This is a genomic window from Variovorax sp. AC103, from assembly GCF_979254005.1.
Genome location: NZ_CEEDFC010000006.1, coordinates 97725 through 119082 on the forward strand (window position 1 = coordinate 97725; position 21358 = coordinate 119082).

The window sequence follows — 21358 nt, forward strand, 5'->3', positions numbered from 1 at the left end:
GGGGGGCTCTGTCAATGGGGTTTCAGGGCAGCGGCAGGGTGATGGTGGCCACCAGCGGCACGGTGTCGATGCGCTCGGCGCTGGCGACCAGGAAGGCCCTGTGCGGCTCCGTGTGCACCAGTTCGCCCAGCGAACGCCACAGGCAGCGCACCGACCCCGCATCGAGCGCGGCCGTCGGCTCGTCGAGCAGCACCAGCGGGCGGCTCGAGGCCAGCGCCGCGGCCAGCCACACCTTGCGCTTGGAGCCGGTGGACAGCATGAACATCGACTTTGCCAGGTGCGGGGTCAGGGAAAAACCTTCGACCAGCGCCTGCCATCGCGCATCGTCGAAGCCCGCGTCGCCCTGGCGCAGCGCGGCGGTGCATTCGTGCACGGTGGCCTGATCGAAACGGTCGGTGGAGGGGTTTACGAAGAACACCTGGCGGCGGTAGGCCTCGGGCGCGGTGTCCAGGCTGGCGTCCGCCGCGGTGAGGCGGCCGGTGGCGGGCAGCGTGCCCGCCATCACCTGGAGCAGGGCCGACTTGCCGCTGCCGGTGTCGCCGTGCAGCAGCGTGACGCCGGGGCCGATGGCGGCGGTCCAGTGCGAGGCGATGGGCGGCTGGCCGGGGTAGGCGAAGCCGAGCGCGTCGATCCGGAGCACGGGGGGCAAGGAGGGCAAGGAGGGTGAAGGGGACGAACGGTTCATGGTCGGGGCCGACTCTATCAATCGAGCAGCCGCACGCGAACGCCAAGGCATGGCTACCATTCGGCTCCATGAAAAAGCTGCTGCTCACCGCCGGTCTTCTCGCGTCGCTGTTCGCCGTGCCCGTGTTCGCCGCGCCGTCGGCCCAGGTGTTCGACGCGGTGAAGAAGCCCGAGGCGCTCGACCTGCAGTGGCGCACCCGCCTGTGCGCCTTGCTGCCGCAGCCCTGCGACGTGCAGCAGCTCGGCCTGTACCGCCCGCGCGGCGCCACGCCTGCCGACTACGTGGTGCTCTCGGCCGAGCCGCTGGCCATGGCGCGCGTGAAGCGCACCACCGACGCGAAGGGCTGGCAGCTCGACCGCCTGCACGATTTCTCGGGCTATGCGCAGTCCCTCAAGAAAGAAGACACCGGCACCGCGAGCGACACCGGCGACAAGCGCGACATGCGCCTGTCGCTCGCGCCCGCGCTCTACCCGCTGGCCGAAGGCAAGTGGGCCGTGGCCGTGCTGCAGACCGTGTCGGAGATGTACTCGGGCGGCGGCGCCTCGTTCGACACCGCCGACTTCGTGCCGCTCGAAGGCGGCAAGGCCTTGCACGAAGGCATTCCCTTCTCGTGCTTCAAGATGATCCGCGCCTGCTTCAGCGAGAAGGAGTACAAGACCTCCAAGCACTGCCATGACGAAAGCAACGGCAGCCTGCGCATCGTGTACGGCGAGGCCGCCAGACCCGGCGCGCCCTACGACTGGCAGTACATGTGGCTGCAGAGCGAGTGGCCGCAGAACGAGCCGCAGCGCGCCGCCACCACCACGCGCATCCGCTTCACCGCCAAGACCACCGAGCGTGCGGACTTCTGCGGCGGACCGCAGCAGGCACCGAAGACTTCTCGCGCGTTGCTGCGTTTGGCACGCAATCTGCTTTGAGAAGTTCATCCAGGAGAAATGCCGGCTCGATGCTTCGAGTTAGTGCATTACCGAAGGCGATGGCCCAGAACGCTCAGGTCCCAAGACTGGATTTTTTCTAACGCTGGAGAGCGCTGACCGACCCCTTGCAGGGGCCGAGGGCAGCCGCCGAAGGGGCAAGCCCTGTGCGATGTGCGCGCAGGGTGAATCTCTCAGGCAAAAGGACAGCAGGGGCACGCCGCGCACAGAGCGCGGGGTGCCCTTGTTCGCTTCCGGAGCCGCTTTCTTTCATGACCTGCTTCCCGCAACGCCGCACGACGAATGTCTTCCCTGGCGTCGCACGTGCTCGCGTCCCCTTTTTTCAACCGGAGAACTGACCCATGCTGATGAAACGACAACTGAAAGCCGTGAAAGCCATGTTGGTGGGCGCGCTGCTGGCCGCGGCGGCGGCCACCGCCTTCGCACAGGATGCCGGCAAGGTGCTGCGCCTGGTGCCGCAGTCCGACCTGAAGATCCTCGACCCGATCTGGACCACCGCCTTCATCACGCGCAACCACGGCTACATGGTGTACGACACGCTCTTCGGCGTGGACGAACAAGGCAAGGTGCATCCGCAGATGGTCGACAAGTACACGACCAGTCCCGATGGCAAGACCTGGACCTTCACGCTGCGCAAGAGCCTGGCCTTCCATGACGGCAAGCCCGTCACCTCGGAAGACGTCATTGCATCCCTCAAGCGCTGGGGCCAGCGCGACGGGCTGGGCCAGAAGATGTTCACCGCGCTCGACAAGGCCGAGGCCGTGGACGCCAACACCTTCAGGCTGGTGTTCAAGGACACCTTCGGCATGGTGCTTGACGCGCTGAGCAAGCCGTCGTCGAACCCGCCGTTCATCATGCCCGCGCGCGTGGCGGCCACGCCCGCCGACAAGCAGATCGACGACGCCACCGGCTCCGGTCCCTACATCTTCAAGAAGGACGAGTACCGCCCCGGCGAGAAGATCGTCTACCTGAAGAACACCAGGTACGTGCCGCGCACCGAGGCGCCCTCGGGCACCGCGGGCGGCAAGAACGTGTACGTCGACCGCATGGAATGGATCATCCTGAAGGACGCGCAGACACAGGCCAACGCACTGGCCAACGGCGAGGTCGACATGATCGAGTGGGTGCCCTCCGAGCAGTACACCGCGCTGAAGAACAACCCGGCCATCACGCTCGACAGCCCGGTGGCCAAGGGCTCGTTCGCGCTGCACCTGAACCACTTCATTCCGCCCTTCGACAACCCCAAGATCGCGCAGGCCGCGTTCATGGCCATCAACCAGGAAGCGCTGATGCGTGCGCAACTGGTGCACAAGGAGCTCTACAACAGCTGCGCCTCCATCTACCCGTGCGGCTCGGCCTATGCCTCCGACAAGACCGGCTACTTCGCCGGCAAGCCGCAGTTCGAAAAGGCGAAGGCGCTGCTCAAGGAAGCCGGCTACGACGGCAAGCCCGTCGTGCTCATGTACCCGGCCGACTTTGCGGTGCTCAACAAGTTTCCGCCGGTGATGGCGCAGCTGCTCAAGCAGGCCGGCTTCAACGTCGACATGCAGTCGATGGACTGGCCCACGCTGGTCACGCGCCGCGCCAAGAAAGACCCGGTCGACAAGGGCGGCTGGAACCTGTTCATCACCGGCTGGGGCATTGCCGACAACATGAACCCGATGTTCTTCGCACCGCTCACTGGCAACGGCGAGAAAGGCTGGTTCGGCTGGGCCACCGACGACAAGCTGGAGCAGCTCAAGTCCGAGTTCCTGGCCACGGCCGACGAACCCAGGCGCAAGGAGCTGGCCACGGCCATCCAGCAGCGCGTGTACGACACCGGCATCTACGCGCCCATCGGTGAATACAAGCCGCTCACGGCCTACCGCAAGGGTGTGGTGAGCGGCGTCGTGCGCTCGCCGGTCGGCGTGTTCTGGAACCTGAAGAAGAACTGAGCCAACGCCACGGAACCCGCCCCATGCTGCTCTTTCTTGCACGCCGCATTCTGTCGACCGTGCCGGTGCTCGTCATCGTCGCGCTGATCGTGTTCCTGATGCTGCGGCTCGCGCCCGGCGACCCCGCGGCCGCCATCGTGGGCGACAGCGGCACCAGCGAGAACATCGCCAAGGTGCGCGAGCAGCTGGGGCTCAACCAGTCGCTGCCGGTGCAGTTCTTTCACTGGAGCGCGCAACTGCTGCAGGGCAACCTGGGCGAGTCGTACTTCATGAAGAAGACGGTGACCGAGCTGATCGGCCAGCGCATCGAGGCCACCGTGTCGCTCGCGGCCGTGACGCTGGTGGTCACCATCCTCATCGCGGTGCCGCTGGGCGTGATTGCCGCGTGGCGGCACGGCGGCTGGCTCGACCGGATGCTCATGGGCTTTTCGGTGATGGGCTTTTCCATTCCGGCGTTCGTGATCGGCTACGTGCTCATCTGGATCTTCGCGCTGCACCTGCAGTGGCTGCCGGTGCAGGGCTATGCGCGGCTGAGCCAGGGGCCGCTCTTGTGGATCAAGCATCTGATACTGCCGTCGATCACGCTGTCGGTCATCTATGTGGCGCTGATCGCGCGCGTCACGCGCGCGGCCGTGGCCGAGGCCATGACCGAGGATTACATCCGCACCGCACGCGCCAAGGGCATTTCCGAAAAACGCCTGCTGATGCGGCACGCGCTCGCCAACGCGGCGATTCCCATCGTCACGGTGATCGGCATCGGCATTGCGCTGCTGATCGGCGGCGTGGTGGTCACCGAGACGGTGTTCGCCATTCCGGGGCTCGGGCAGCTCACGGTCGACGCGGTGCTGTCGCGCGACTTTCCGCTCATCCAGGGCATCACGCTGTTCTTCTCCGTCATCTACGTGCTCATCAATCTGCTGATCGATGTGAGCTACCTGGTGTTCGACCCACGTATCCGTTACTGAAGCCACGGAACCGCAACGAAGAAACACCATGACCGATTCATCCCTTTCCCTTGCTCCCGTTGCACCCGATGCCGCCGTGGAGGCGCTGCCGCCACCCAGGCGCCGCTCGCTGCTCAAGCGCATCCTGGCCAACTGGTCGGTGCGCGCGGGCGGCAGCGTGCTGGTGCTGCTCGTGCTGATGTCGCTGGCCGCGCCGTGGCTGGGCACCATCGACCCGACCGCCATCGACCCCGCCAGCTCGAACCTGTTGCCGGGCACGCGCGGCGAGTTCAACAGCCTGGCCGGCGACACCTTCGAGCACCTGTTCGTGATGGGCACCGACAGCCTGGGGCGCGACATCTGGAGCCGCACGCTGTACGGTGCGCGCGTGTCGCTCACCGTGGGCATCGCGGTGGCCGCGCTGGCCATGGTGTTCGGCATGGTCGTCGGGCTGCTGGGCGGCTACTTCCGGCGCATCGACAGCGTGCTCATGCGGCTGATGGACGGCGTCATGGCCATCCCCGGCATCCTGTTCGCGATCAGCCTGGTGGCGCTCTTCGGCGGCAAGCTGCTCACCGTGGTGGTGGCCATCGCGGTGCCCGAGATTCCGCGCGTGGCGCGGCTGGTGCGCTCGGTGGTGCTCACGGTGCGCGAGGAGCCTTATGTGGAGGCGGCCATCGCGCTCGACACGCCGACCTGGAAGATCCTCACGCGCCACATCCTGCCGAACGCGATTGCGCCGCTGATCATCCAGGCGACCTATGTGTGCGCCTCGGCCATATTGGTGGAGGCCATCCTGTCGTTCCTCGGCGTGGGCCTGCCGGCGGACATGGCGACCTGGGGGAACATCATGGCCGAGGGCCGTGCGCAGTTCAACCAGTTCCCGCACAACGTGCTGTTCCCGGGCATCTTCCTGGCGCTCACGGTGCTGGCGGTGAACATCCTGGGCGACGGGCTGCGCGACACGCTGGACCCGAAGTTCAACAAGCGGGGAGGCTAGTATGAAGAACACCCCCAGTCTTCGCGCACTTCGTGTCGCTTCGCCAACCCCCTTGCAGGGGGCAACACCGGTGGCCCGGCAAAGCCGGTTCCACGGTGTTTCTCGCACGGGAAAATTCAAATGACACAGTTGCCAGTACTTTCCGTGCGCGACCTCGCCATTGCGTTGCCGCCCGGCGGCGACCGCGCGCATGCGGTCGCGCACATCTCCTTCGACGTGCCGCCCGGCAAGATCGTCTGCCTGCTCGGCGAATCGGGCTCGGGCAAGTCGGTCATCGCCAATGCGGTCATGGGCCTGCTGCCGCCGGGGCTCGTGCCCGTGCGCGGGGTGATCGAGTTGCAGGGCGAGAACCTGCTCGCGGCGCCGCAGGGCCGTTTGCGCGCCTTGCGCGGTCCCGCGATGGCCATGGTGTTCCAGGAGCCGATGACCGCGCTCAACCCGGTGATGACCTGCGGCGCGCAGATCGACGAAATGCTCGCGCAGCACGTGCACATGGGCGCGGCCGAGCGGCGCCAGAAGATCCTGGCCATCATGGCGCGCGTGCGGCTGCCCGAGCCCGAGCGCATCTATGCCTCGTACCCGCACCAGCTCTCGGGCGGCCAGCGCCAGCGCATCGTGATCGCGATGGCGCTCATCCTGAAGCCCGCGCTGCTGATCTGCGACGAGCCGACCACCGCGCTCGACGTGACCACGCAGGCCGAGATCCTGCGGCTCATCCTGGAGCTGCAGACCGAGAGCGGCACGGCCGTGCTGTTCATCACGCACGACTTCGGCGTGGTCGCCGAGATCGCCGACGAGGTGGTGGTGCTGCAGCTGGGCGCCATGATCGAGAAAGGCGACAAGATGGCGGTGCTCACCGCGCCGCGCGAGCCGTACACGAAGATGCTGCTCGACGCGGTGCCCGAGCTCTCGGCGCCGCGGCGCCCGCCCGTGGCCGATGCCTACCCGCTGCTCAACGCGGTGAAGATCTGCAAGACCTACGTCACCGGCAGCTGGCCGGGCAAGCGCCGCACGGTAAACGCCGCGCGCGACGTGACGCTCGAAGTGCGCCCCGGCGAAACCGTGGGCATCGTCGGCGAGTCGGGCTCGGGCAAGTCGACGGTGGCGCGCTGCATCGCGCGGCTGATCGACCCGACCTCCGGCGACATCTTTGCCGACGGCCGCTCGGTGGCGCATGCCACGGGGCGTGCGCTGTCGCCGTTCCGGCGCACGGTGCAGGTGATCTTCCAGGACCCGTACCGCTCGCTCAACCCGCGCCAGACCGTGGGCGCTTCCATTGTCGAAGGGCCGGTCAACTTCGGCACGCCGCACGACCAGGCCTGGGCGCGCGCCGAGGAGCTGATGCACCTGGTGCGCCTGTCGCCCGACGCGCTGCGCCGCTACCCGAGCGAGTTCTCGGGCGGCCAGCGCCAGCGCATCTCCATTGCGCGCGCGCTGGCCTGCGAGCCCAAGGTGCTGATCGCCGACGAGGCGGTGTCCGCGCTCGACGTGTCGGTGCAGGCGCAGATCCTGCGGCTGCTCGACGAGATCCAGCAGCGGCTGAAGATCGGCATTCTGTTCATCACCCACGACCTGCGCGTGGCCAGCCAGATCTGCGACAGCGTGCTCGTCATGAGCCAGGGAGAAATCGTGGAGCGCGGCATGGTGAAAGACGTGTTCTTCGCGCCGCAACACGACTACACGCGCAAACTGCTGGCCGCGGCGCCCGGGCGCGACTTTGCCTTCGCGCGCAGCTGAAGCCGCGCGCCGGTCATTCATTCATTCATCGCTTCATCCCACGACAAGGAATCCATGAAAGTCTTCATCGCCGGTTTCCAGCACGAGACCAACACCTTCGCCCCCAGCAAGGCCGACTGGGCTGCGTTCAACGCGGGCTCCAGCTTTCCGCCGTACCGGCGCGGCGCGGTCATCGTCGAGGCCTATGCGGGGCGCAACATTCCGGTGGGCGGCTTCATCGACGCGGCGCGCGAGAAGGGCTGGCTGCTGGTGCCCTCGGCATGGGCCGGCGCCACGCCTTCGGCGCACGTGACCGAAGACGCCTTCGAGCGCATCTCGGCAGCCATTGCCGAAGACCTGGCCGCGGCGCTGGCCGACGGCGGCATCGACGCGGTGTACCTCGACCTGCACGGCGCGGCCGTGACCGAGCACCTCGAAGACCCTGAAGGCGAACTGATTGCGCGCATCCGCACGCTGGTGGGCCCCGACGTGCCCATCGTCGCGAGCCTGGACCTGCACGGCAACATCACCGCGCAGATGCTGGCCGAGGCCGATGCGCTGGCCACCTACCGCACCTACCCGCACATCGACATGGCCGACACCGGCCGCCTGGCCGCGACGCTGCTGGAGCGCCGCATGGCGCGCGGTTCGCGCGAGCCGCTGCATGCGCGGCGCTTCAGCTTCCTGCTGCCGCTGAACGTGCAGTCGACCATGATCGAGCCGGCTGCATCGGTGTACGCGCTGCTGAAGGAACTCGACGTGAAGCACGACGCGGTGCTGAGCTTTGCCACCGGCTTCCCGGCCGCGGACATCGCCGAATGCGGGCCTGTGGTGTGGGGCTACGGCGACGACGCGGGCGCGGCGGTGGCCGCGCTGTACGAGCGCATCGACCAGCCGCGCTCGCAATGGCGGCTCGACGTGCTGGAGCCTCGCGTGGCCGTGGCGCGCGCGCTCGAACTGGCCGAGGGCGCGAGCCAGCCAGTGGTCATCGCCGACACGCAGGACAACCCCGGCGCGGGCGCCGACAGCAACACCACCGGCATGCTGCATGCGCTGCTGGCCGAGGGCGCGGGCAAGCGCTTCCCGGGCAAGGTGGCACTCGGACTGATGTTCGACCCGGCCGCCGCGGCCGCGGCGCACGAGGCCGGCGTGGGCGCGCAGATCCGCATCGCGCTGGGCACCTCGGTGCCCACCTGGGGTGGCCAGTTCAGCGATGTGCCGGTCGAAGGCCTGTTCACCGTGACCGCGCTCAGCGACGGCCAGGTGCAGGGCAAGGGGCCGATGTCGCGCGGCGGCACGGTGTCGCTCGGCCCCAGCGCCTGCCTGGAGATCGACGGCGTGCGCATCGCCGTGGCCAGCGGCAAGAGCCAGATGCTCGACCGCGAGTTCTTCCGCTATGTGGGCATCGAGCCCGAGGCGATGAAGGTGCTGGTCAACAAGAGCTCGGTGCACTTTCGCGCCGACTTCGCGCCCATCGCCAGCACCATCCTCGTGGCCAAGGCGCCGGGCCCGATGGCCGCCGACCCGGCCGACCTGCCATGGACGCGGCTGCCGGCCACGATGGCGCTGCAGCCCTGAGCACCCACCCCGTCTTCCCTTCCACCGAACCAGAGCACACGATGCCCCAGAACGCACAGCACTACCTCGAGTACATGAGAAAGCACGCCGCCGAATTCGTGACGGTGCGCCAGCAGATCCACCAGAACCCCGAGCTCGGCTTCGAGGAGTTCGGCACCAGCGACCTGGTCGCCGAGCGCCTCACGGCCTGGGGCTACGAGGTCGAGCGCGGCCTGGGCGTGACCGGGCTCGTGGGCCGCCTGAAGCGCGGCAACGGCACGCGCGCCGTGGGCATTCGCGCCGACATGGACGCGCTGCCCATCGAGGAGAAGACGGGCCTGGCCTATCGCAGCGGACGGCCCGGCATCATGCATGCCTGCGGGCACGACGGCCACACGGCCATGCTGCTTGGCGCGGCCAAGTACCTGGCGCAGCACGGCGAGTTTTCGGGCACGCTCAACCTGATCTTCCAGCCGGCCGAAGAGGGCATGGGCGGCGCCGTGAAGATGATGGACGACGGCCTCTTCGAGAAGTACCCGTGCGACGCGGTGTACGCCATGCACAACTCGCCGGGCCGCAGGCAGGGCGACCTGGTGTTCCGCGAGGGCGCGGCCATGGCCTCGTCGGACTACGCCACCGTCACGCTCACCGGCGTGGGCGGCCACGGCGCCATGCCGCACCGCACGGCCGACCCGATCGTGGCGGCGTCGAGCATCGTGATGGCGCTGCAGACCATCGTCTCGCGCAACGCCGATCCGCAGGAGCTGTCGATCGTCACCGTGGGCGCCATCCACGCCGGCAAGGCCAACAACGTGATTCCGGAGACCTGCACGCTGGAGATCAGCGTGCGCTCGCTGAACCGCGAGGTGCGCGTGCTGCTCGAGAAGCGCCTGAAGGCCATCGTGAACGCGCAGGCCGAGAGCTTCGGCGTGAAGGCGCACATCGACTACCGCAAGGGCTACGCGGTGCTGGTGAACACGCCGGAGGAAACCGAGTTCGCGCGCCGCGTCGGCTACGCGCTGGTGGGCGAGGCGCACGTGGAGCCGCAGGGCCCGGCCGTCACGGGCAGCGAGGACTTCGCGTTCATGCTGGAGAAAAAGCCCGGCTGCTACCTGTTCATCGGCAACGGCGCGCCGGGCGAGCACGGCGGCTGCATGGTGCACAACCCGGGCTACGACTTCAACGACGGCAACCTGCCGATCGGCGCGGCCTACTGGGCGCTGCTGGCCGAAACGTACCTGCAGTAAAGGGGGAAAGGGCCGGGCCGCAGCCCTGCGGGGGCCGCTTCAGTGCCGGGGCACGGTCGTCGTGCCCACGTGCATCGTGCGGCCTGCGCCCAGGCCCGCGACGACCAGCGCGATGCCCAGGCCGATGAACAGCCACGACGAGGCGCGAAAGCTCCCCGTCCAGCCGTGCAGCAGCCCGGCCAGCAGCGGGCCGAAGGCCGCCACCATGTAGCCCACGCCCTGCGCCATGCCCGACAGGTGCGCGGCCACGTGCGAGTCGGGCGAGCGCAGCACGATCATGGTGAGCGCCAGCGCAAAGGTGCCGCCCTGGGCGATGCCCAGCAGCACGGCCCAGGCCCACACCCCGCCGAGCGGCGCGAACAGCATCGCGAGCATGGCCGTCACCGTGAGCGCCGCCAGCACCACCGACAGGCCGCGCTGGTTGCGCAGCTTCACGGCCAGCGCCGGCACCACCAGGCAGGTGACGACCTGCGTCATGACCGACAGCGACACCACGTAGCCCGCGGTCTCGCTGCCCAGCCCGCGCTCGCGCAGGATCGGCGCGAGCCAGCCCATCACGATGTAGGCGAGCGCGGACTGCAGGCCCATGAAGAAGGTGACCTGCCAGGCCAGCCGGTCGCGCCACAGGCCGCGCACGGTGAAGCCCGATTCGCTGGCCACCGGCCTGCGTGCCAGCGCCTGGGGCGCCCAGATCAGCGTGACCAGCGCGGCCGGCAGCGCCCACATGGCCAGCGCGGTGGTCCAGCCGCCGTCCAGCGCATGCTCGATGGGCACCGTGAGCCCGGCCGCGCTGGCGGCGCCGCCGCATACGGCCATGGTGTACAGGCCCATCATCAGCGCGGCCTGCCTGGCGAAGTCGCGCTTCACCAGGCCCGACAGCAGCACGTTCGACACGGCGATGCCGCTGCCGGCGATGGCCGAGGCCAGGAACAGCAGCGGGATGTTGCCGGTGCCGCGCAGCAGCGTGCCCACCAGGATCAGCACCATGCACCCGAGCAGCGTGCGCTCGGTGCCGAAGCGACGGCCCAGGCCCGGAGCCAGCGGCGCGAACACGCCCAGGCAGAGGATCGGCAGCGTGGTCAGCAGGCTCGCGGCGGTGGCCGAGAGGCCGGTGGCCTGGATGATCTCCGGCAGCACCACCGACAGGCTGGCGAACACGGGGCGCAGGTTGAAGGCGATCAGCACCACGCTGGCGCCGAGCAGGATGCGGCGCGCCAGGCCCTGGGGGCCATGTGCCGGCGCGGCGGTGGCGGTAGAAGCCGAAGAAGAGATGGTGGCCGAGTTCATGGCGTGCCCAGCGACAGTGCGTTGATCATCGGCGCCATGAACGCGCGCACCGCCGCGGCCGCCGCGTCGGGGTCGCGGCTGGCAATGCCTTCGACGACGGCGCGGTGCGCGGCCTCGTCGGGCTCGGGCAGCACCGTGCCCATGGTGCTGGCGATGGTTTCCTTGATGTAGCCCGTGATGAAGCGGCAGGTCTCGGCCAGCGCCAGGTTGCCGGAGACGTCGACGATGGCCAGGTGAAAGGCCAGGTCGCGCTCGATGAACGATGCGCCGTCGTCGCCCGGCTCGGGCACGCCGCGCTTGTCGAGCAGGGCATGCAGGCGGCGCAGGTCGCGCGCGGTGTGGCGCACGGCGGCGAGCCGCGCGGCTTCCACCTCGAGCGCGCGGCGCACCTCGAACTGGTCGCGCAGGCTGGCCAGGCGCATCTTCTGCAGGCTGGAGGAGGGGTCGAAACCCGAGCGCACGTAGGTGCCCGAGCCCTGGCGCACTTCGAGCAGCCCGCGCGAGACCAGCGTCTTGACCGCTTCGCGCACCGTGCCGCGGCTCACGCCCAGCAATTGCGCGAGCTGCGGCTCGATGGGAATGCGCGAGCCGACCGTCCAGCGTCCGGCGGAGATTTCCGCCCTGATGCTGTCGGCGGCGGTATCTGCCAGGGAGGTACGGGGAGCTTGGGCGAGCATCGAGAGGGCCTATTCATTCAATGATTGGACGAATTCTGCCGCCAATGGAAAGCCCGGGCCAGGGGTGCGGTGGTGGCCCGTGCATTGACGCAACAGAGGTGCAGACCCTTGTTCGCAGGATTGCGCAAGTTGGGTTCAAAGATATGTCATCAAAAAGTGAACTTTTTCCGGATTCGAGGAAACGTTCAGCAATTGTTACTAATTATTGCTTGAGTGGCTGAAAATGAAACTAAAGGTCACTCGCAGACGCGTCACGCCTTCCGAACAACCCAAAAGCAGAAAAAAACGGTTTTCCCCAGAAGTTGAAATGAAGGACTTTTCTTTGTCGGACGTGCGGCTCTTCACCAAGGCCGTCCAGCTTGGCGGACTGACCCCGGCGGCCGACGTTCTGAACGTGCCCAAGGCCTCCGCGTCGCGCCAACTGCAGCGGCTGGAAGCCACGGTGGGGCACCAGTTGCTGCACCGCGGCGCCGCCCGCTTCGCCCTGACCGAAGAGGGGCGGCAGTTCCTGGTGGCCGCCCAGCACGTGCTGACCATCCTCGACGACGTGATGCTGGACCTGTCCGCGGGCGGAGGCACCGTCACCGGCCGGTTGCGCATCGCCGTGCCGCACTACTACGGCCGCGAACTGCTGACGAGCCACTTGCCCGATTTCATGCGCGCCCACCCGCAGCTCGACGTGGTGGTCGAAACCGGCAACGACCGCGCGGACCTGGTGCGCGACGAAGCCGACGTGGCCATCCGGCGCGGGCGCGAAGGCTGCGACGAGCTGGTGGCGCGCCACCTGAAGAACGAGCCGCTCATGCTGTGCGCCGCGCCGGGCTACCTGGCGCCGCACGCCCCGCTCGAAAACCTGGCCGACCTGGCCCCGCACGCTTTCCTGTCGGCGGAAGCCGAGGGGCGCAAGCGGGAGGTGCATCTCGCGACCCTCGAGCGGACCCACCGCGTTTGCGTGGACAGCGTGTGCCAGTCGGACGACCTGGAGCTGACCCTGCAGCTGGCCTTGTCGGCGCGCGGCATCGCGCTGCTGCCGGTGTCGCTGGCGCAGCCGCAGGTCGGCGCCGGCCTGCTGGTGCCGGTGCTGCCCGCGCTCCAGCTCAAGCCGCAGGAGATCAACCTGGTCTACCTGCCCGCGCGGCGCAACTCGCCCAAGATCAAGACCTTCGTCGACTACGTGCTGGGTGTGTTCCGGGCGTCCTGACGCGCTGACGCCCCGGAGCTACCAGCTCCCCGAGGCGCCGCCGCCGCTGCTGGAGCCGCCGCCGGACGACGAGGACGAACTGGAAGAAGACGAAGAAGACGAAGAAGAGGACGACGACGAAGAACTGCGGCTCCAGCCGCTGTCGCCGTCGTCGCTGCCGCCACCGCTGCCCCCGCCGTAAGGCAGAAAAGCGAACAGCAGCGCGATGAAGGTCGCGAGCGCCGCGGGAATCCAGGTCTCGTCGGGCACCGGGCCCGGGTGTGTCGTCGACACCATGAAGACACAGATGCCCCCCACGACCAGCAGGCGCACCGTGAAGCCGAGCACGCTGCGCTGCCAGGTGTTGCGCATGCACACCACGATGACCGTGGCGAACAGGCCGACGCCGCCGATGCCCATGGCCCACAGAAAGCCCCACCAGAACCGCTCCGCGCCGAGCGCGAACGCCAGGACGACCAGCCCCGCGATCGCGAGCGCGATGCCTCCCAGCACATAACTCACCGCGCGCGAACGCCCGCAGGCGTAGCCGATGCCGCAGGCCACCAGGGCCGGCATGGCCAGGAACGCCGCCATCATGGGGCTGGCCAGCGCCGCGGCGCCGCCCACCGCGCCGGCCCCCAGCAGGAGCAGCGCCACGCGCCAGCTGGGCTTGCGCCTGGGCGCCTCGGGCGCGACCGACGCGACGGCTTCGGCCAGCAGCTCGGGGCGCCGGGCCTTGCCCTGGAGCTTGCCCTTGCGCTTGCGGGGCGCCTGCTGCAGCGCCGCGCGGCCGCGTGCGTTGCCGGCCACGCCGCGTCCGTACCAGACGCCCACGACCAGGCTCCAGGCCAGCACGCCGAACAGCGCCCAGCCTTCGTCCGTGACGTGCGCGCCGCGCGAGGCCGGCTCGGGTGCGCTGTCTGATGTGACCTCGATCGGCAACTGCCCGCTGGCGTCGATGGGCGGCGCGAGCGTCTGCGGGTTGATCAGCTGCGACAGCGCCTGCACCGCAGCCTGCACGCCGCCGGCGAAGTCGCCGTTGCGAAAGCGCGGTGTCATCTCGCGGTCGATGATGCGCGCGGCCTGGATGTCGGTGACCGTGCCTTCCAGCCCGGCGCCCACCTCGATGCGCATCTTTCGGTCCTTCAGCGCCACCAGCAGCAGCACGCCGTCGTCCTCGCCCTTGCGCCCGAGCTTCCATTGCGCGAACACGCGGGTGGCGTACTGCTCGATGGTGTCTTCGCCCGTGGTCGGCACGATCAGCACCGCCAGCTGCGCCCGGGTGTCGGATTCGAGGGTGGCGATGTCGCCGCGCACCGCATCGGCTTCGTCCGCCTTCAGCGTGCTCGTGAGGTCGACCACGCGCGACTTCATCGCGGGCACCGGCACCTGCCTGGCCTGCGCGGGCACGGCCCAAACCAGCAGCGCCAGGCACAGGGAAAGCGACACCAGTGCCGTTGCCGGCCATCGACGAGCATTCATTCGCGTATCTCTCCCTTGTTGTGGCTGGTTCTTTTCAGCGCCGCGCGCTCTTCGTCACCACGCCCGCGCCGCGCACCTCGATGCGGCGCTGGTCGGCCACCTTGCCGGTGGCGTCCACCAGCTCGATCACGTGCCGGCCCGGCCAGGGCAGCCACTGCGCGCTGTTGCCGCGCGCAAAGAACTTGCCGTCGATGCGCCACTGCACGCCGCGCCCTTCGGACTCGAAGCGCACGCGCTGGCGCAGCGGCGGAATGTCGGGGTCGACCGCGATGATGGTGCCGTCCGACGGCGCGGTGATGCGCGCAAAGCCGGTGTCCGCGGCCATGCCGGTGTCCAGCGCGAACATCGGCTGCTCGGTGCCCTGCAGGAACCATTCGGCGCGCGCCGCTTCGAGCGGGGCACCGTCGGCGCCGGGGCCGAACTCGACGCGCGCCTCGACCAGGCCGGGCGGTGGCGCGGGCGCGCGGCTCGGTTCGCGCGCGTGCAGGAAGCGCATCACCTCGGCCCACACCGGCGCGGCGCCGCTGGTGCCGCTCACGTCCCACATCGATTCGCCGCTGGCGTTGCCCACCCACACGCCCACCGTGTAGCGCTGCGACCAGCCCACGGCCCAGTTGTCGCGCATGTCCTTGCTGGTGCCGGTCTTCACGGCCGTCCAGAAGCGGGTGGACAGAATGCTGTCGAGGCCGAAGGTGCGGGTGCGCGCGTTGGGGTCGGAGAGGATGTCGCCGACGATGAAGGCGGCGCGCGCATCGAGCAGCGGCGGCGCTGCGGCCTTGGTCTTGTCGGAGGGTGTGCTCGTGCGCACCGTCATGGTCGTCGTGCCGTAGCGCCCGCCATTGGCCAGCATGCGGTACGCGTTGGTGAGCGACAGCAGCGACACCTCGGCGCTGCCCAGTGCGAGGCTGTAGCCGTAGTAGTCGCCGCTTTCGCGCAGCGGCAGCCCGGCGGCGCGCAGCTCGCGCGCGAACGACTCGGGCGACACCATCACCAACGTGCGCACCGCCGGCACGTTGAGCGAGGCGGCCAGCGCGGTGCGCGCCGACACCGGGCCCTTGAAGCGGCGGTCGTAGTTCTGCGGAATGTAGAGGCCGCTGGCGGTGCTGATCTGCGCCGACGAGTCCTCGATCAGCGAGGCCGCCGTGATGCGCCGCTCGGCAATGGCCTGCCCGTAGAGCAGCGGCTTGAGCGTGGAGCCCGGCTGGCGCAGCGCGGTCACGCCGTCGACCTCGGCCGCCTGGCTCAGCGGGCCCGAGGAGCCGACCCATGCGAGCACCTCGCCGGTGGCGTTGTCGAGCACGACCAGCGCGCCGTCTTCCACATGCCGCTCGCGCAGCTCGCGCAGGTGCCGCTGCAGCGTGTCGAGCGCAAAGCGTTGCAGCGGTGCGCGCAGGCTCGTCCGGACCCCGGGGTCCTTGTCGTTGTCTTTCTCCTTCGCCCGCTGCGGCGGGGCCGGGGTGGGGGCTGCCCCCGCATCCGCATCCCTTATTTCCCGCAACACCCGGCGCGCCGCATGCGGCGCAATGCCTTCATTCGCATCGAAGGCGCGCCGCTGCACCGCCGCGCTGGTGAACATGTCCAGCGCCTCGCAGTCGACCTTGTGCTGCGGCTCCATCACGCGCAGCACCTCGCAGGCGCGCTGCGCCACCACGGCGGGCTTGGCATTGGGCGCGCGCACCAGTGCGGAAGCGACAGCGGCCTCGCGTGCATCGAGGCCGCTGGGCGCCTTGCCGAACAGCGTGCGCGAGAGCGCGTCGATGCCGACGATCTCGCCGCGGAACGGCACGGTGTTGAGGTAGGCCTCCAGGATCTGGTCCTTGCGCCAGCTGCGCTCCAGCTGCGCGGCCGCCACGGTCTGGCCGATCTTCTGGGTGAAGCTGCGCCCGCCCGAGTTGCGGCGCAGGTAGTCGTCGAGCAGGCCCGACAGCTGCATGGTGATGGTCGAGGCGCCGCGCGTGCGGGTGTTCCACAGGTTGCCCCACGCGGCGGCCGACACGGCGCGCCAGTCGATGCCGCTGTGTTCGTAGAAGCGCCGGTCTTCGCTCAGCACCATGGCCGTGCGCAGCGCCGGGGACACGTCGGCCAATGCGGTCCACTGGCCGCGCCGCACGGTGGCGTCGGTGCGCACGCGTTGCAGCAGTTCGCCGTTGCGGTCGAGCACGGCGGTGTCGGACGAGCGGAACTCGCGCTTCACGTCCTCGAAGCTCACGAACGCCGCAATGGCCCAGGCCGGGTGCATGCAAACCGCGGCCAGCAGTGCCGAGGCGAGGATCTTGCGGGTAGGAAGGAAGGGCGCGAGCTGCATCGAGGAAAGGTGGGTGTCCGGAGGTGGGGCCGTCGACATTCTCTGCGATGGCCCACGGGAACCGCGCCTACTCGGGGACGGGCCGAAGGCTGCCTCGGCGTGAAAGAACTTCACGCCAAAGTTCGCACCAGGTTCCACACACGGTAACGAACTTCACGCAAGGGCCTTCATCCGGAAACCCGATGCGTACCGGCGTGGCCTTCAATGCAATGCCGGCTCGCAGGAGGCGATGCCCGGTTCCACAAACACTCCAAGGAGAACTCACATGACAAAGACTTTGGCAATCTTGCTGGCCGCTTCGGCCTTCCTCGCAGGCTGCGTGGCCGTGCCTTACGACCGCCCGCCACCGCCGCGCGGTGGCTACGGCGACCGGGACCGCGACGGCGTGCCCAACCGTGCCGACCGGGACCGTGACGGAGACGGCGTGCCCAACCGCTACGACCGCAACCCGAACAATCCGAACCGCAACTGATTGCGGCGGACCACAGGCAAGAAGGCCGCGAAGCAAAGAGCTTCGCGGCCTTTTTTCTTTGCGGCGCGGGTGCTTGTCAGCCCGGTCGGCGCGCCATCAGTGCCCAGACACCCGCGGCACTCAGCAGCGAACCGCCCGCCAGGTTGAATCGCTTCTGCGCGCGCGGCGAAGAAAGCAGCTTGCGCGCCGAGCCTGCGAACACCGCATACAGCGTGGCGTTCGTGGCAGCCAGCACCACGAAGGTGACGGCCAGCACCCACAGCTGGCGCGTGACATCGGCCGCCGGGCTGATGAACTGCGGCAGGAATGCCACGAAGAACACGATGCCCTTGGGGTTGAGCGCCGTCACCAGGTAGGTGTTGGCGAACAGGCGCAGGCGCGACACGGGCGCGGCCGGCTTTGCGATCTCGGCGGGCGACACTCCCGCACGCAGCAGCTTGATGCCGAGATAGATCAGGTACAGCCCGCCCACCCACTTGACCACCGTGAACCAGAAGGCCGAAGTGGCCAGCAGCGCGCCCAGGCCCAACAGCGACACCACCAACGCCGTGGAATCGCCGAGCGCCACGGCAGCCACCAGGGGCACGTTGGCGCGGCGGCCATGCGACATGGAGTAGCTGATCACCGTGAGGATGGTGGGCCCTGGAATGACGAGCATCAGCGCGGAGGCTGCGGCGAAGGCGAGCCAGAGTTCGAAGGGCATGGGGGTGTGCTCCTGGTGTTCGGTGTGAGAGATGCCGTATCTTGGCCGGTGGACGGTGCCAGCTATTGCTCCGGCCGTCAACGCAGCTTATGTTGAAGGCGCACTTGTGGCCAAGGCGCTCGCATGCGCCGCCGGGTGCTTGCCTGTGCGCTGGACGCGCAGCGGGTGTGCCCTGGACGGCGCCCGGCGCTTCAGCCGGCAGCAGCTCCGAATCGCACCGCATTGCGGGCTTTGCTGCGCTCGGCCTCGGTCTCGCGATCCCGGGGTTGTGCCGTGGTCACCAGCGACTCGAGCAGCCGCGCGGCAACGGAGCTCATCTCGTCGACCGCGCGCTCGAAGGCTTCCTCGTTGGCGCGGGACGGCACGCTGAAGCCGCTGAGCTTGCGCACGAACTGCAGGGCAGCCGCGCGAATTTCCTGCTCGGTGGCAGGGGGCTCGAAGTTGTAGAGGGTCTTGATGCTGCGGCACATGGGCGCTCTCCGTTTCGACATGAAGCAGCGCGGCGCTGCACCGTCCAGTCTAGCCAAGCCGCTCCTGCAGCTGTTGCTTCACCTGCGGCCACTCGTCGTCGATGATGCTGAAACGCACCGAGTTGCGCTTGCGGCCGTCCGGCATGATCCGCTCGTGCCGCACGATGCCTTCCTGCTTCGCGCCCAGCCGCAGGATCGCCGCGCGCGACTTTGCGTTGATCTCGTCGGTGGTGAACTGCACCCGCACGCACCGCAGTTCTTCGAACGCATGGCGCAGCATCAGGAACTTGGCCTCCGTGTTCACGAAGGTCTTCTGCCACGACGCGGCGATCCAGGTGCTGCCGATTTCCAGCTTGCGGTTGAGGCGGTCGATCTTCCAGAAGCGCGTGGAGCCGATGACCTCGCCCGTTTCGCGCAGCACCGTGGCAAACGGCATCACCGTGCCCGCGTCTCGGCCCGCGAGGGCGTTGCCGATGTAGGCGTCGACCGTGGCGGCCGAGGGCACGACGGTGAACGGCAGGTTCCAGAGCTCGCCGTCGGCGGCAGCATTCAAGAGTGCTGCCGCGTCGGACCCGAGCAGCGGGCGCAGCAGCAGGCGAGGGCCGGTGAGTGAAGGTTGCGCGAGGGACATGAAACCGAAGATAGCCGATGACGGCATGGCGCCGTCACCGGGTGCCGCCAGCCCCTCCTTGCGTCAGGCGGGCCGCACCACCCGCTCGGCGGCCAGCGCCACGGCGGCCAGGCGCGCATCGTCGCCGCGCACCGAAGACAGCATCAGCCCCACCGGCAGTTCGCCCGGCGCATGGCACGGCAGGCTGAACGCGCAGCCGTCGAACAGGTTGATCGCGAAGGTGTTGCGCAGCAGCAGGCCGTTGGCCTTGAAGAAGGCTGCGTCCTGCGCCAGCGCCGCGATGGGCGGCGCCACGATGGGCACGGTCGGGCACACGAGCGCGTCGAAGCCTTCGATGGCGCGCGCGACGCGGCCGGTCCAGTCGCGGCGGCGGTCCTGCATGGCGATGTAGTCGGCGGCGCGCACTTCGGTGCCCAGCGCGATGCGCGCGGCCACGCGGGCGTCGAAGCCGTCGCGCTTGCTTGCGAAACGCTCGCGGTGCACGGCCGATGCTTCCACGGGCGAGAAGCCGCCGGGCGCGTTGACGGTCGCGATCTCCGCAAGCTCGGCCAGCGTGATGTCGACGATCTGCGCGCCGGCTGCGGAAAGCGACTGCAGCGCGCGGTCGAAGGCCTGCGCCACGGCGGGCTCGATGTCATCGAACATCAGCGTGCGCGGCACCGCCAGCCGCATGCCCTGCAGCGGTCGGCGGCGCACGGCGAGCGGTGCATCGGCAATCGCCGCGTCCGCTGTCAGGCAGTCTTCCACCGAGCGCGCCATGGCGCAGACGGTGTCGAGCGAGCGCGCCAGCTCGAAGGCGCCGGTGCGCGGCACGCGCGACTGCGTGCTCTTGAAGCCGACCAGGCCGCACAGCGCGGCCGGAATGCGGATGGAGCCGCCCGTGTCCGAGCCCAGCCCGGCGACGGCCAGCCCCAGCGCCACCGACACGGCCGCGCCCGACGACGAGCCGCCCGGAATGCGCGGCGTGCCTGCATCCGCCGGGTTGCGCGGCGTGCCGTAGTGCGGGTTGATGCCCACGCCCGAGAACGCGAACTCGGTCATGTTGGTCTTGCCGACGATGGCCGCGCCCTGGGTGCGCAGCCGGGCCACGGCCACGGCGTCATGCAGGGCCGCCGGTTCGCCCACGCACACGGCGGAGCCTGCGAGCGTGGTCTCGCCGGCCACGTCGTAGAGGTCTTTCACCGTCACGGGCAGGCCGGCCAGCGCGCCGAGTTCGATGCCGGCCTTGCGTGCCGCGTCGGCATGGCGCGCCGCGGCGCGGGCACCGTCGGCGTAGAGCCGCGTGAACACATGCTCGGCGGCGGGCAGCGCCGCCGCGTCGAGCACCTGGTCGATCAGCGCTTCATGCGACAGCTCGCCGCGCGCGATGCGTGCGCGCAGGGCGGCGATGGTGATGTCGTTGCTGTTCATCACGCCACCACCGGCAGTGCCTGCACCGCGTAGCGATGCACGATGCGCCGCTGCAGCTTCGGGTCGTGCAGCTCGATTTCCATCTGCGTGGCGGGGCGAATGCCTTCGCCCCTGGCGTTGGGCAATGCGCCCAGCGTGCCGCAGGTCATGAACAGGCCCTCGGGTTCTGCGCCCATGCCGGGCATGCCGTCGCGCAGGGCGGCCAGCGGGCGGATCGATGCGAGCGTGCCGCGCTGGTAGTCGACCCAGCGGCCGTCTTCCAGGATGCGCGAGTGCAGCTCGATGGTGTCCTGGTGCGCCTGCACGTCGGCCCAGCGCCAGGCCGTGCCGGCCACGGGCTTGGCGCACATCTGCTTCGACACGGCCACCGAGTAGCTCTCGACCTTGCGGTCGGTGTGGTCGGAGCCCACGCTCAGCCACCACTCGCCCTGCGAGAAGAAGAACACGGGCTCGGCCTCGCCGGAGCTCTGGTCGCCCAGCGCCTCGATGTCGGGCGACTGCGTCAGCAACTGGGCGGCCACGCGGTAGTACAGCGGCACGCTCGACGGGCGCGGCACGCCGATGGCCGCGAGTTCCTCGATGTGGTGCTCGATGGCGGCCACGTCGCGGCCGGTCCAGCCCGCCACCACCAGCGCGCGGGGCGCCACGGTGTGCAGGGCGGTGGAGCGCGTGCCGTCGGCGGCCAGGCGCTCGCAGGCAAAGTGCAGTCGTTGCATGCTCATC

The 21358-nt window shown here is 69.1% G+C and carries 19 protein-coding genes and 1 riboswitch; of the genes, 9 read left to right on the forward strand and 10 right to left on the reverse strand.

Features of this window, described 5'->3' with window-relative positions:
• Positions 1-22: 22 nt before the first annotated feature.
• Positions 23-658 (reverse strand): ABC transporter ATP-binding protein, encoded by a 636-nt coding sequence (locus AC0IYU_RS10940; RefSeq protein WP_472116385.1) that lies wholly within the window; start codon positions 656-658, stop codon positions 23-25.
• A 95-nt stretch (positions 659-753) separates the two neighbouring features.
• Here AC0IYU_RS10940 and AC0IYU_RS10945 point away from each other — a divergent pair, with 95 nt between their 5' ends.
• The 7 genes from AC0IYU_RS10945 to AC0IYU_RS10975 all read left to right on the forward strand — a co-directional run bounded on the left by AC0IYU_RS10945 (position 754) and on the right by AC0IYU_RS10975 (position 10018).
• Positions 754-1602, forward strand: a complete 849-nt coding sequence (locus AC0IYU_RS10945; protein WP_472116388.1) for a hypothetical protein — start codon at positions 754-756, stop codon at positions 1600-1602.
• A 93-nt stretch (positions 1603-1695) separates the two neighbouring features.
• Positions 1696-1819, forward strand: a riboswitch (glycine riboswitch).
• 142 nt (positions 1820-1961) lie between these two features.
• Positions 1962-3554: an ABC transporter substrate-binding protein gene (locus AC0IYU_RS10950; RefSeq protein ID WP_472116391.1), complete on the forward strand. Its 1593-nt coding sequence runs from the start codon at positions 1962-1964 to the stop codon at positions 3552-3554.
• 23 nt (positions 3555-3577) lie between these two features.
• Positions 3578-4519: an ABC transporter permease gene (locus tag AC0IYU_RS10955; protein ID WP_472116394.1), complete on the forward strand. Its 942-nt coding sequence runs from the start codon at positions 3578-3580 to the stop codon at positions 4517-4519.
• A gap of 28 nt (positions 4520-4547) precedes the next feature.
• Positions 4548-5498 (forward strand): ABC transporter permease, encoded by a 951-nt coding sequence (locus AC0IYU_RS10960; protein WP_472116396.1) that lies wholly within the window; start codon positions 4548-4550, stop codon positions 5496-5498.
• A gap of 120 nt (positions 5499-5618) precedes the next feature.
• Complete coding sequence (locus tag AC0IYU_RS10965; protein WP_472116399.1) at positions 5619-7235, forward strand: dipeptide ABC transporter ATP-binding protein; 1617 nt, start codon at positions 5619-5621, stop codon at positions 7233-7235.
• 54 nt (positions 7236-7289) lie between these two features.
• A complete protein-coding gene (locus AC0IYU_RS10970) occupies positions 7290-8792 on the forward strand; it encodes a M81 family metallopeptidase (protein WP_472116402.1) in 1503 nt (500 codons plus the stop codon).
• A gap of 41 nt (positions 8793-8833) precedes the next feature.
• Positions 8834-10018, forward strand: a complete 1185-nt coding sequence (locus AC0IYU_RS10975) for a M20 aminoacylase family protein (protein WP_472116405.1) — start codon at positions 8834-8836, stop codon at positions 10016-10018.
• Positions 10019-10057: 39 nt separating this feature from the next.
• Here the strand turns inward: AC0IYU_RS10975 and AC0IYU_RS10980 are convergent, their stop codons facing one another.
• Positions 10058-11305, reverse strand: coding sequence for a CynX/NimT family MFS transporter (locus AC0IYU_RS10980; RefSeq protein WP_472116408.1), 1248 nt, complete (start codon positions 11303-11305; stop codon positions 10058-10060).
• A complete protein-coding gene (locus AC0IYU_RS10985; RefSeq protein WP_472116411.1) occupies positions 11302-11982 on the reverse strand; it encodes a FadR/GntR family transcriptional regulator in 681 nt (226 codons plus the stop codon). The genes AC0IYU_RS10980 and AC0IYU_RS10985 overlap by 4 nt, the downstream gene beginning before the upstream one ends.
• Before the next feature lie 307 nt (positions 11983-12289).
• On the opposite strand from AC0IYU_RS10985, the gene AC0IYU_RS10990 reads away from it, so the two are divergent.
• Positions 12290-13183, forward strand: a complete 894-nt coding sequence (locus AC0IYU_RS10990) for a LysR family transcriptional regulator (protein WP_472116414.1) — start codon at positions 12290-12292, stop codon at positions 13181-13183.
• A gap of 18 nt (positions 13184-13201) precedes the next feature.
• Here the strand turns inward: AC0IYU_RS10990 and AC0IYU_RS10995 are convergent, their stop codons facing one another.
• Complete coding sequence (locus AC0IYU_RS10995) at positions 13202-14644, reverse strand: TPM domain-containing protein (RefSeq protein WP_472116417.1); 1443 nt, start codon at positions 14642-14644, stop codon at positions 13202-13204.
• 34 nt (positions 14645-14678) lie between these two features.
• Complete coding sequence (gene pbpC / locus AC0IYU_RS11000; protein ID WP_472116420.1) at positions 14679-16949, reverse strand: penicillin-binding protein 1C; 2271 nt, start codon at positions 16947-16949, stop codon at positions 14679-14681.
• A gap of 265 nt (positions 16950-17214) precedes the next feature.
• On the opposite strand from pbpC, the gene AC0IYU_RS11005 reads away from it, so the two are divergent.
• Complete coding sequence (locus tag AC0IYU_RS11005; protein ID WP_435435199.1) at positions 17215-17421, forward strand: hypothetical protein; 207 nt, start codon at positions 17215-17217, stop codon at positions 17419-17421.
• 76 nt (positions 17422-17497) lie between these two features.
• Here AC0IYU_RS11005 and AC0IYU_RS11010 read toward each other — a convergent pair whose 3' ends face one another.
• The 5 genes from AC0IYU_RS11010 to AC0IYU_RS11030 form a co-directional block, all read right to left on the reverse strand.
• On the reverse strand, positions 17498-18124 hold the full coding sequence (locus AC0IYU_RS11010; RefSeq protein WP_472116423.1) for a LysE family translocator: 627 nt from the start codon (positions 18122-18124) through the stop codon (positions 17498-17500).
• 191 nt (positions 18125-18315) lie between these two features.
• Positions 18316-18594, reverse strand: a complete 279-nt coding sequence (locus AC0IYU_RS11015) for a DUF2277 domain-containing protein (protein ID WP_472116426.1) — start codon at positions 18592-18594, stop codon at positions 18316-18318.
• A gap of 49 nt (positions 18595-18643) precedes the next feature.
• Positions 18644-19225 (reverse strand): GNAT family N-acetyltransferase, encoded by a 582-nt coding sequence (locus AC0IYU_RS11020; RefSeq protein ID WP_472116429.1) that lies wholly within the window; start codon positions 19223-19225, stop codon positions 18644-18646.
• A gap of 63 nt (positions 19226-19288) precedes the next feature.
• Positions 19289-20635, reverse strand: coding sequence for an amidase (locus AC0IYU_RS11025; protein WP_472116431.1), 1347 nt, complete (start codon positions 20633-20635; stop codon positions 19289-19291).
• The gene (locus tag AC0IYU_RS11030) at positions 20635-21357 is read right to left on the reverse strand and encodes a DUF2848 domain-containing protein (RefSeq protein WP_472116434.1); all 723 of its coding nucleotides are present in this window, start codon (positions 21355-21357) and stop codon (positions 20635-20637) included. The genes AC0IYU_RS11025 and AC0IYU_RS11030 overlap by 1 nt, the downstream gene beginning before the upstream one ends.
• Between the last annotated feature and the right edge of the window lies 1 nt (position 21358).

Bases quoted from the DNA above. Each gene is read 5' to 3' on its own strand.
- AC0IYU_RS10945 (WP_472116388.1), top strand. From the start codon at position 754: ATGAAAAAGCTGCTGCTCACCGCCGGTCTTCTCGCGTCGCTGTTCGCC.
- AC0IYU_RS10950 (WP_472116391.1), top strand. From the start codon at position 1,962: ATGCTGATGAAACGACAACTGAAAGCCGTGAAAGCCATGTTGGTGGGC.
- AC0IYU_RS10955 (WP_472116394.1), top strand. From the start codon at position 3,578: ATGCTGCTCTTTCTTGCACGCCGCATTCTGTCGACCGTGCCGGTGCTC.
- AC0IYU_RS10960 (WP_472116396.1), top strand. From the start codon at position 4,548: ATGACCGATTCATCCCTTTCCCTTGCTCCCGTTGCACCCGATGCCGCC.
- AC0IYU_RS10965 (WP_472116399.1), top strand. From the start codon at position 5,619: ATGACACAGTTGCCAGTACTTTCCGTGCGCGACCTCGCCATTGCGTTG.
- AC0IYU_RS10970 (WP_472116402.1), top strand. From the start codon at position 7,290: ATGAAAGTCTTCATCGCCGGTTTCCAGCACGAGACCAACACCTTCGCC.
- AC0IYU_RS10975 (WP_472116405.1), top strand. From the start codon at position 8,834: ATGCCCCAGAACGCACAGCACTACCTCGAGTACATGAGAAAGCACGCC.
- AC0IYU_RS10980 (WP_472116408.1), bottom strand. From the start codon at position 11,305: ATGAACTCGGCCACCATCTCTTCTTCGGCTTCTACCGCCACCGCCGCG.
- AC0IYU_RS10985 (WP_472116411.1), bottom strand. From the start codon at position 11,982: ATGCTCGCCCAAGCTCCCCGTACCTCCCTGGCAGATACCGCCGCCGAC.
- AC0IYU_RS10990 (WP_472116414.1), top strand. From the start codon at position 12,290: ATGAAGGACTTTTCTTTGTCGGACGTGCGGCTCTTCACCAAGGCCGTC.
- AC0IYU_RS10995 (WP_472116417.1), bottom strand. From the start codon at position 14,644: ATGAATGCTCGTCGATGGCCGGCAACGGCACTGGTGTCGCTTTCCCTG.
- pbpC (WP_472116420.1), bottom strand. From the start codon at position 16,949: ATGCAGCTCGCGCCCTTCCTTCCTACCCGCAAGATCCTCGCCTCGGCA.
- AC0IYU_RS11005 (WP_435435199.1), top strand. From the start codon at position 17,215: ATGACAAAGACTTTGGCAATCTTGCTGGCCGCTTCGGCCTTCCTCGCA.
- AC0IYU_RS11010 (WP_472116423.1), bottom strand. From the start codon at position 18,124: ATGCCCTTCGAACTCTGGCTCGCCTTCGCCGCAGCCTCCGCGCTGATG.
- AC0IYU_RS11015 (WP_472116426.1), bottom strand. From the start codon at position 18,594: ATGTGCCGCAGCATCAAGACCCTCTACAACTTCGAGCCCCCTGCCACC.
- AC0IYU_RS11020 (WP_472116429.1), bottom strand. From the start codon at position 19,225: ATGTCCCTCGCGCAACCTTCACTCACCGGCCCTCGCCTGCTGCTGCGC.
- AC0IYU_RS11025 (WP_472116431.1), bottom strand. From the start codon at position 20,635: ATGAACAGCAACGACATCACCATCGCCGCCCTGCGCGCACGCATCGCG.
- AC0IYU_RS11030 (WP_472116434.1), bottom strand. From the start codon at position 21,357: ATGAGCATGCAACGACTGCACTTTGCCTGCGAGCGCCTGGCCGCCGAC.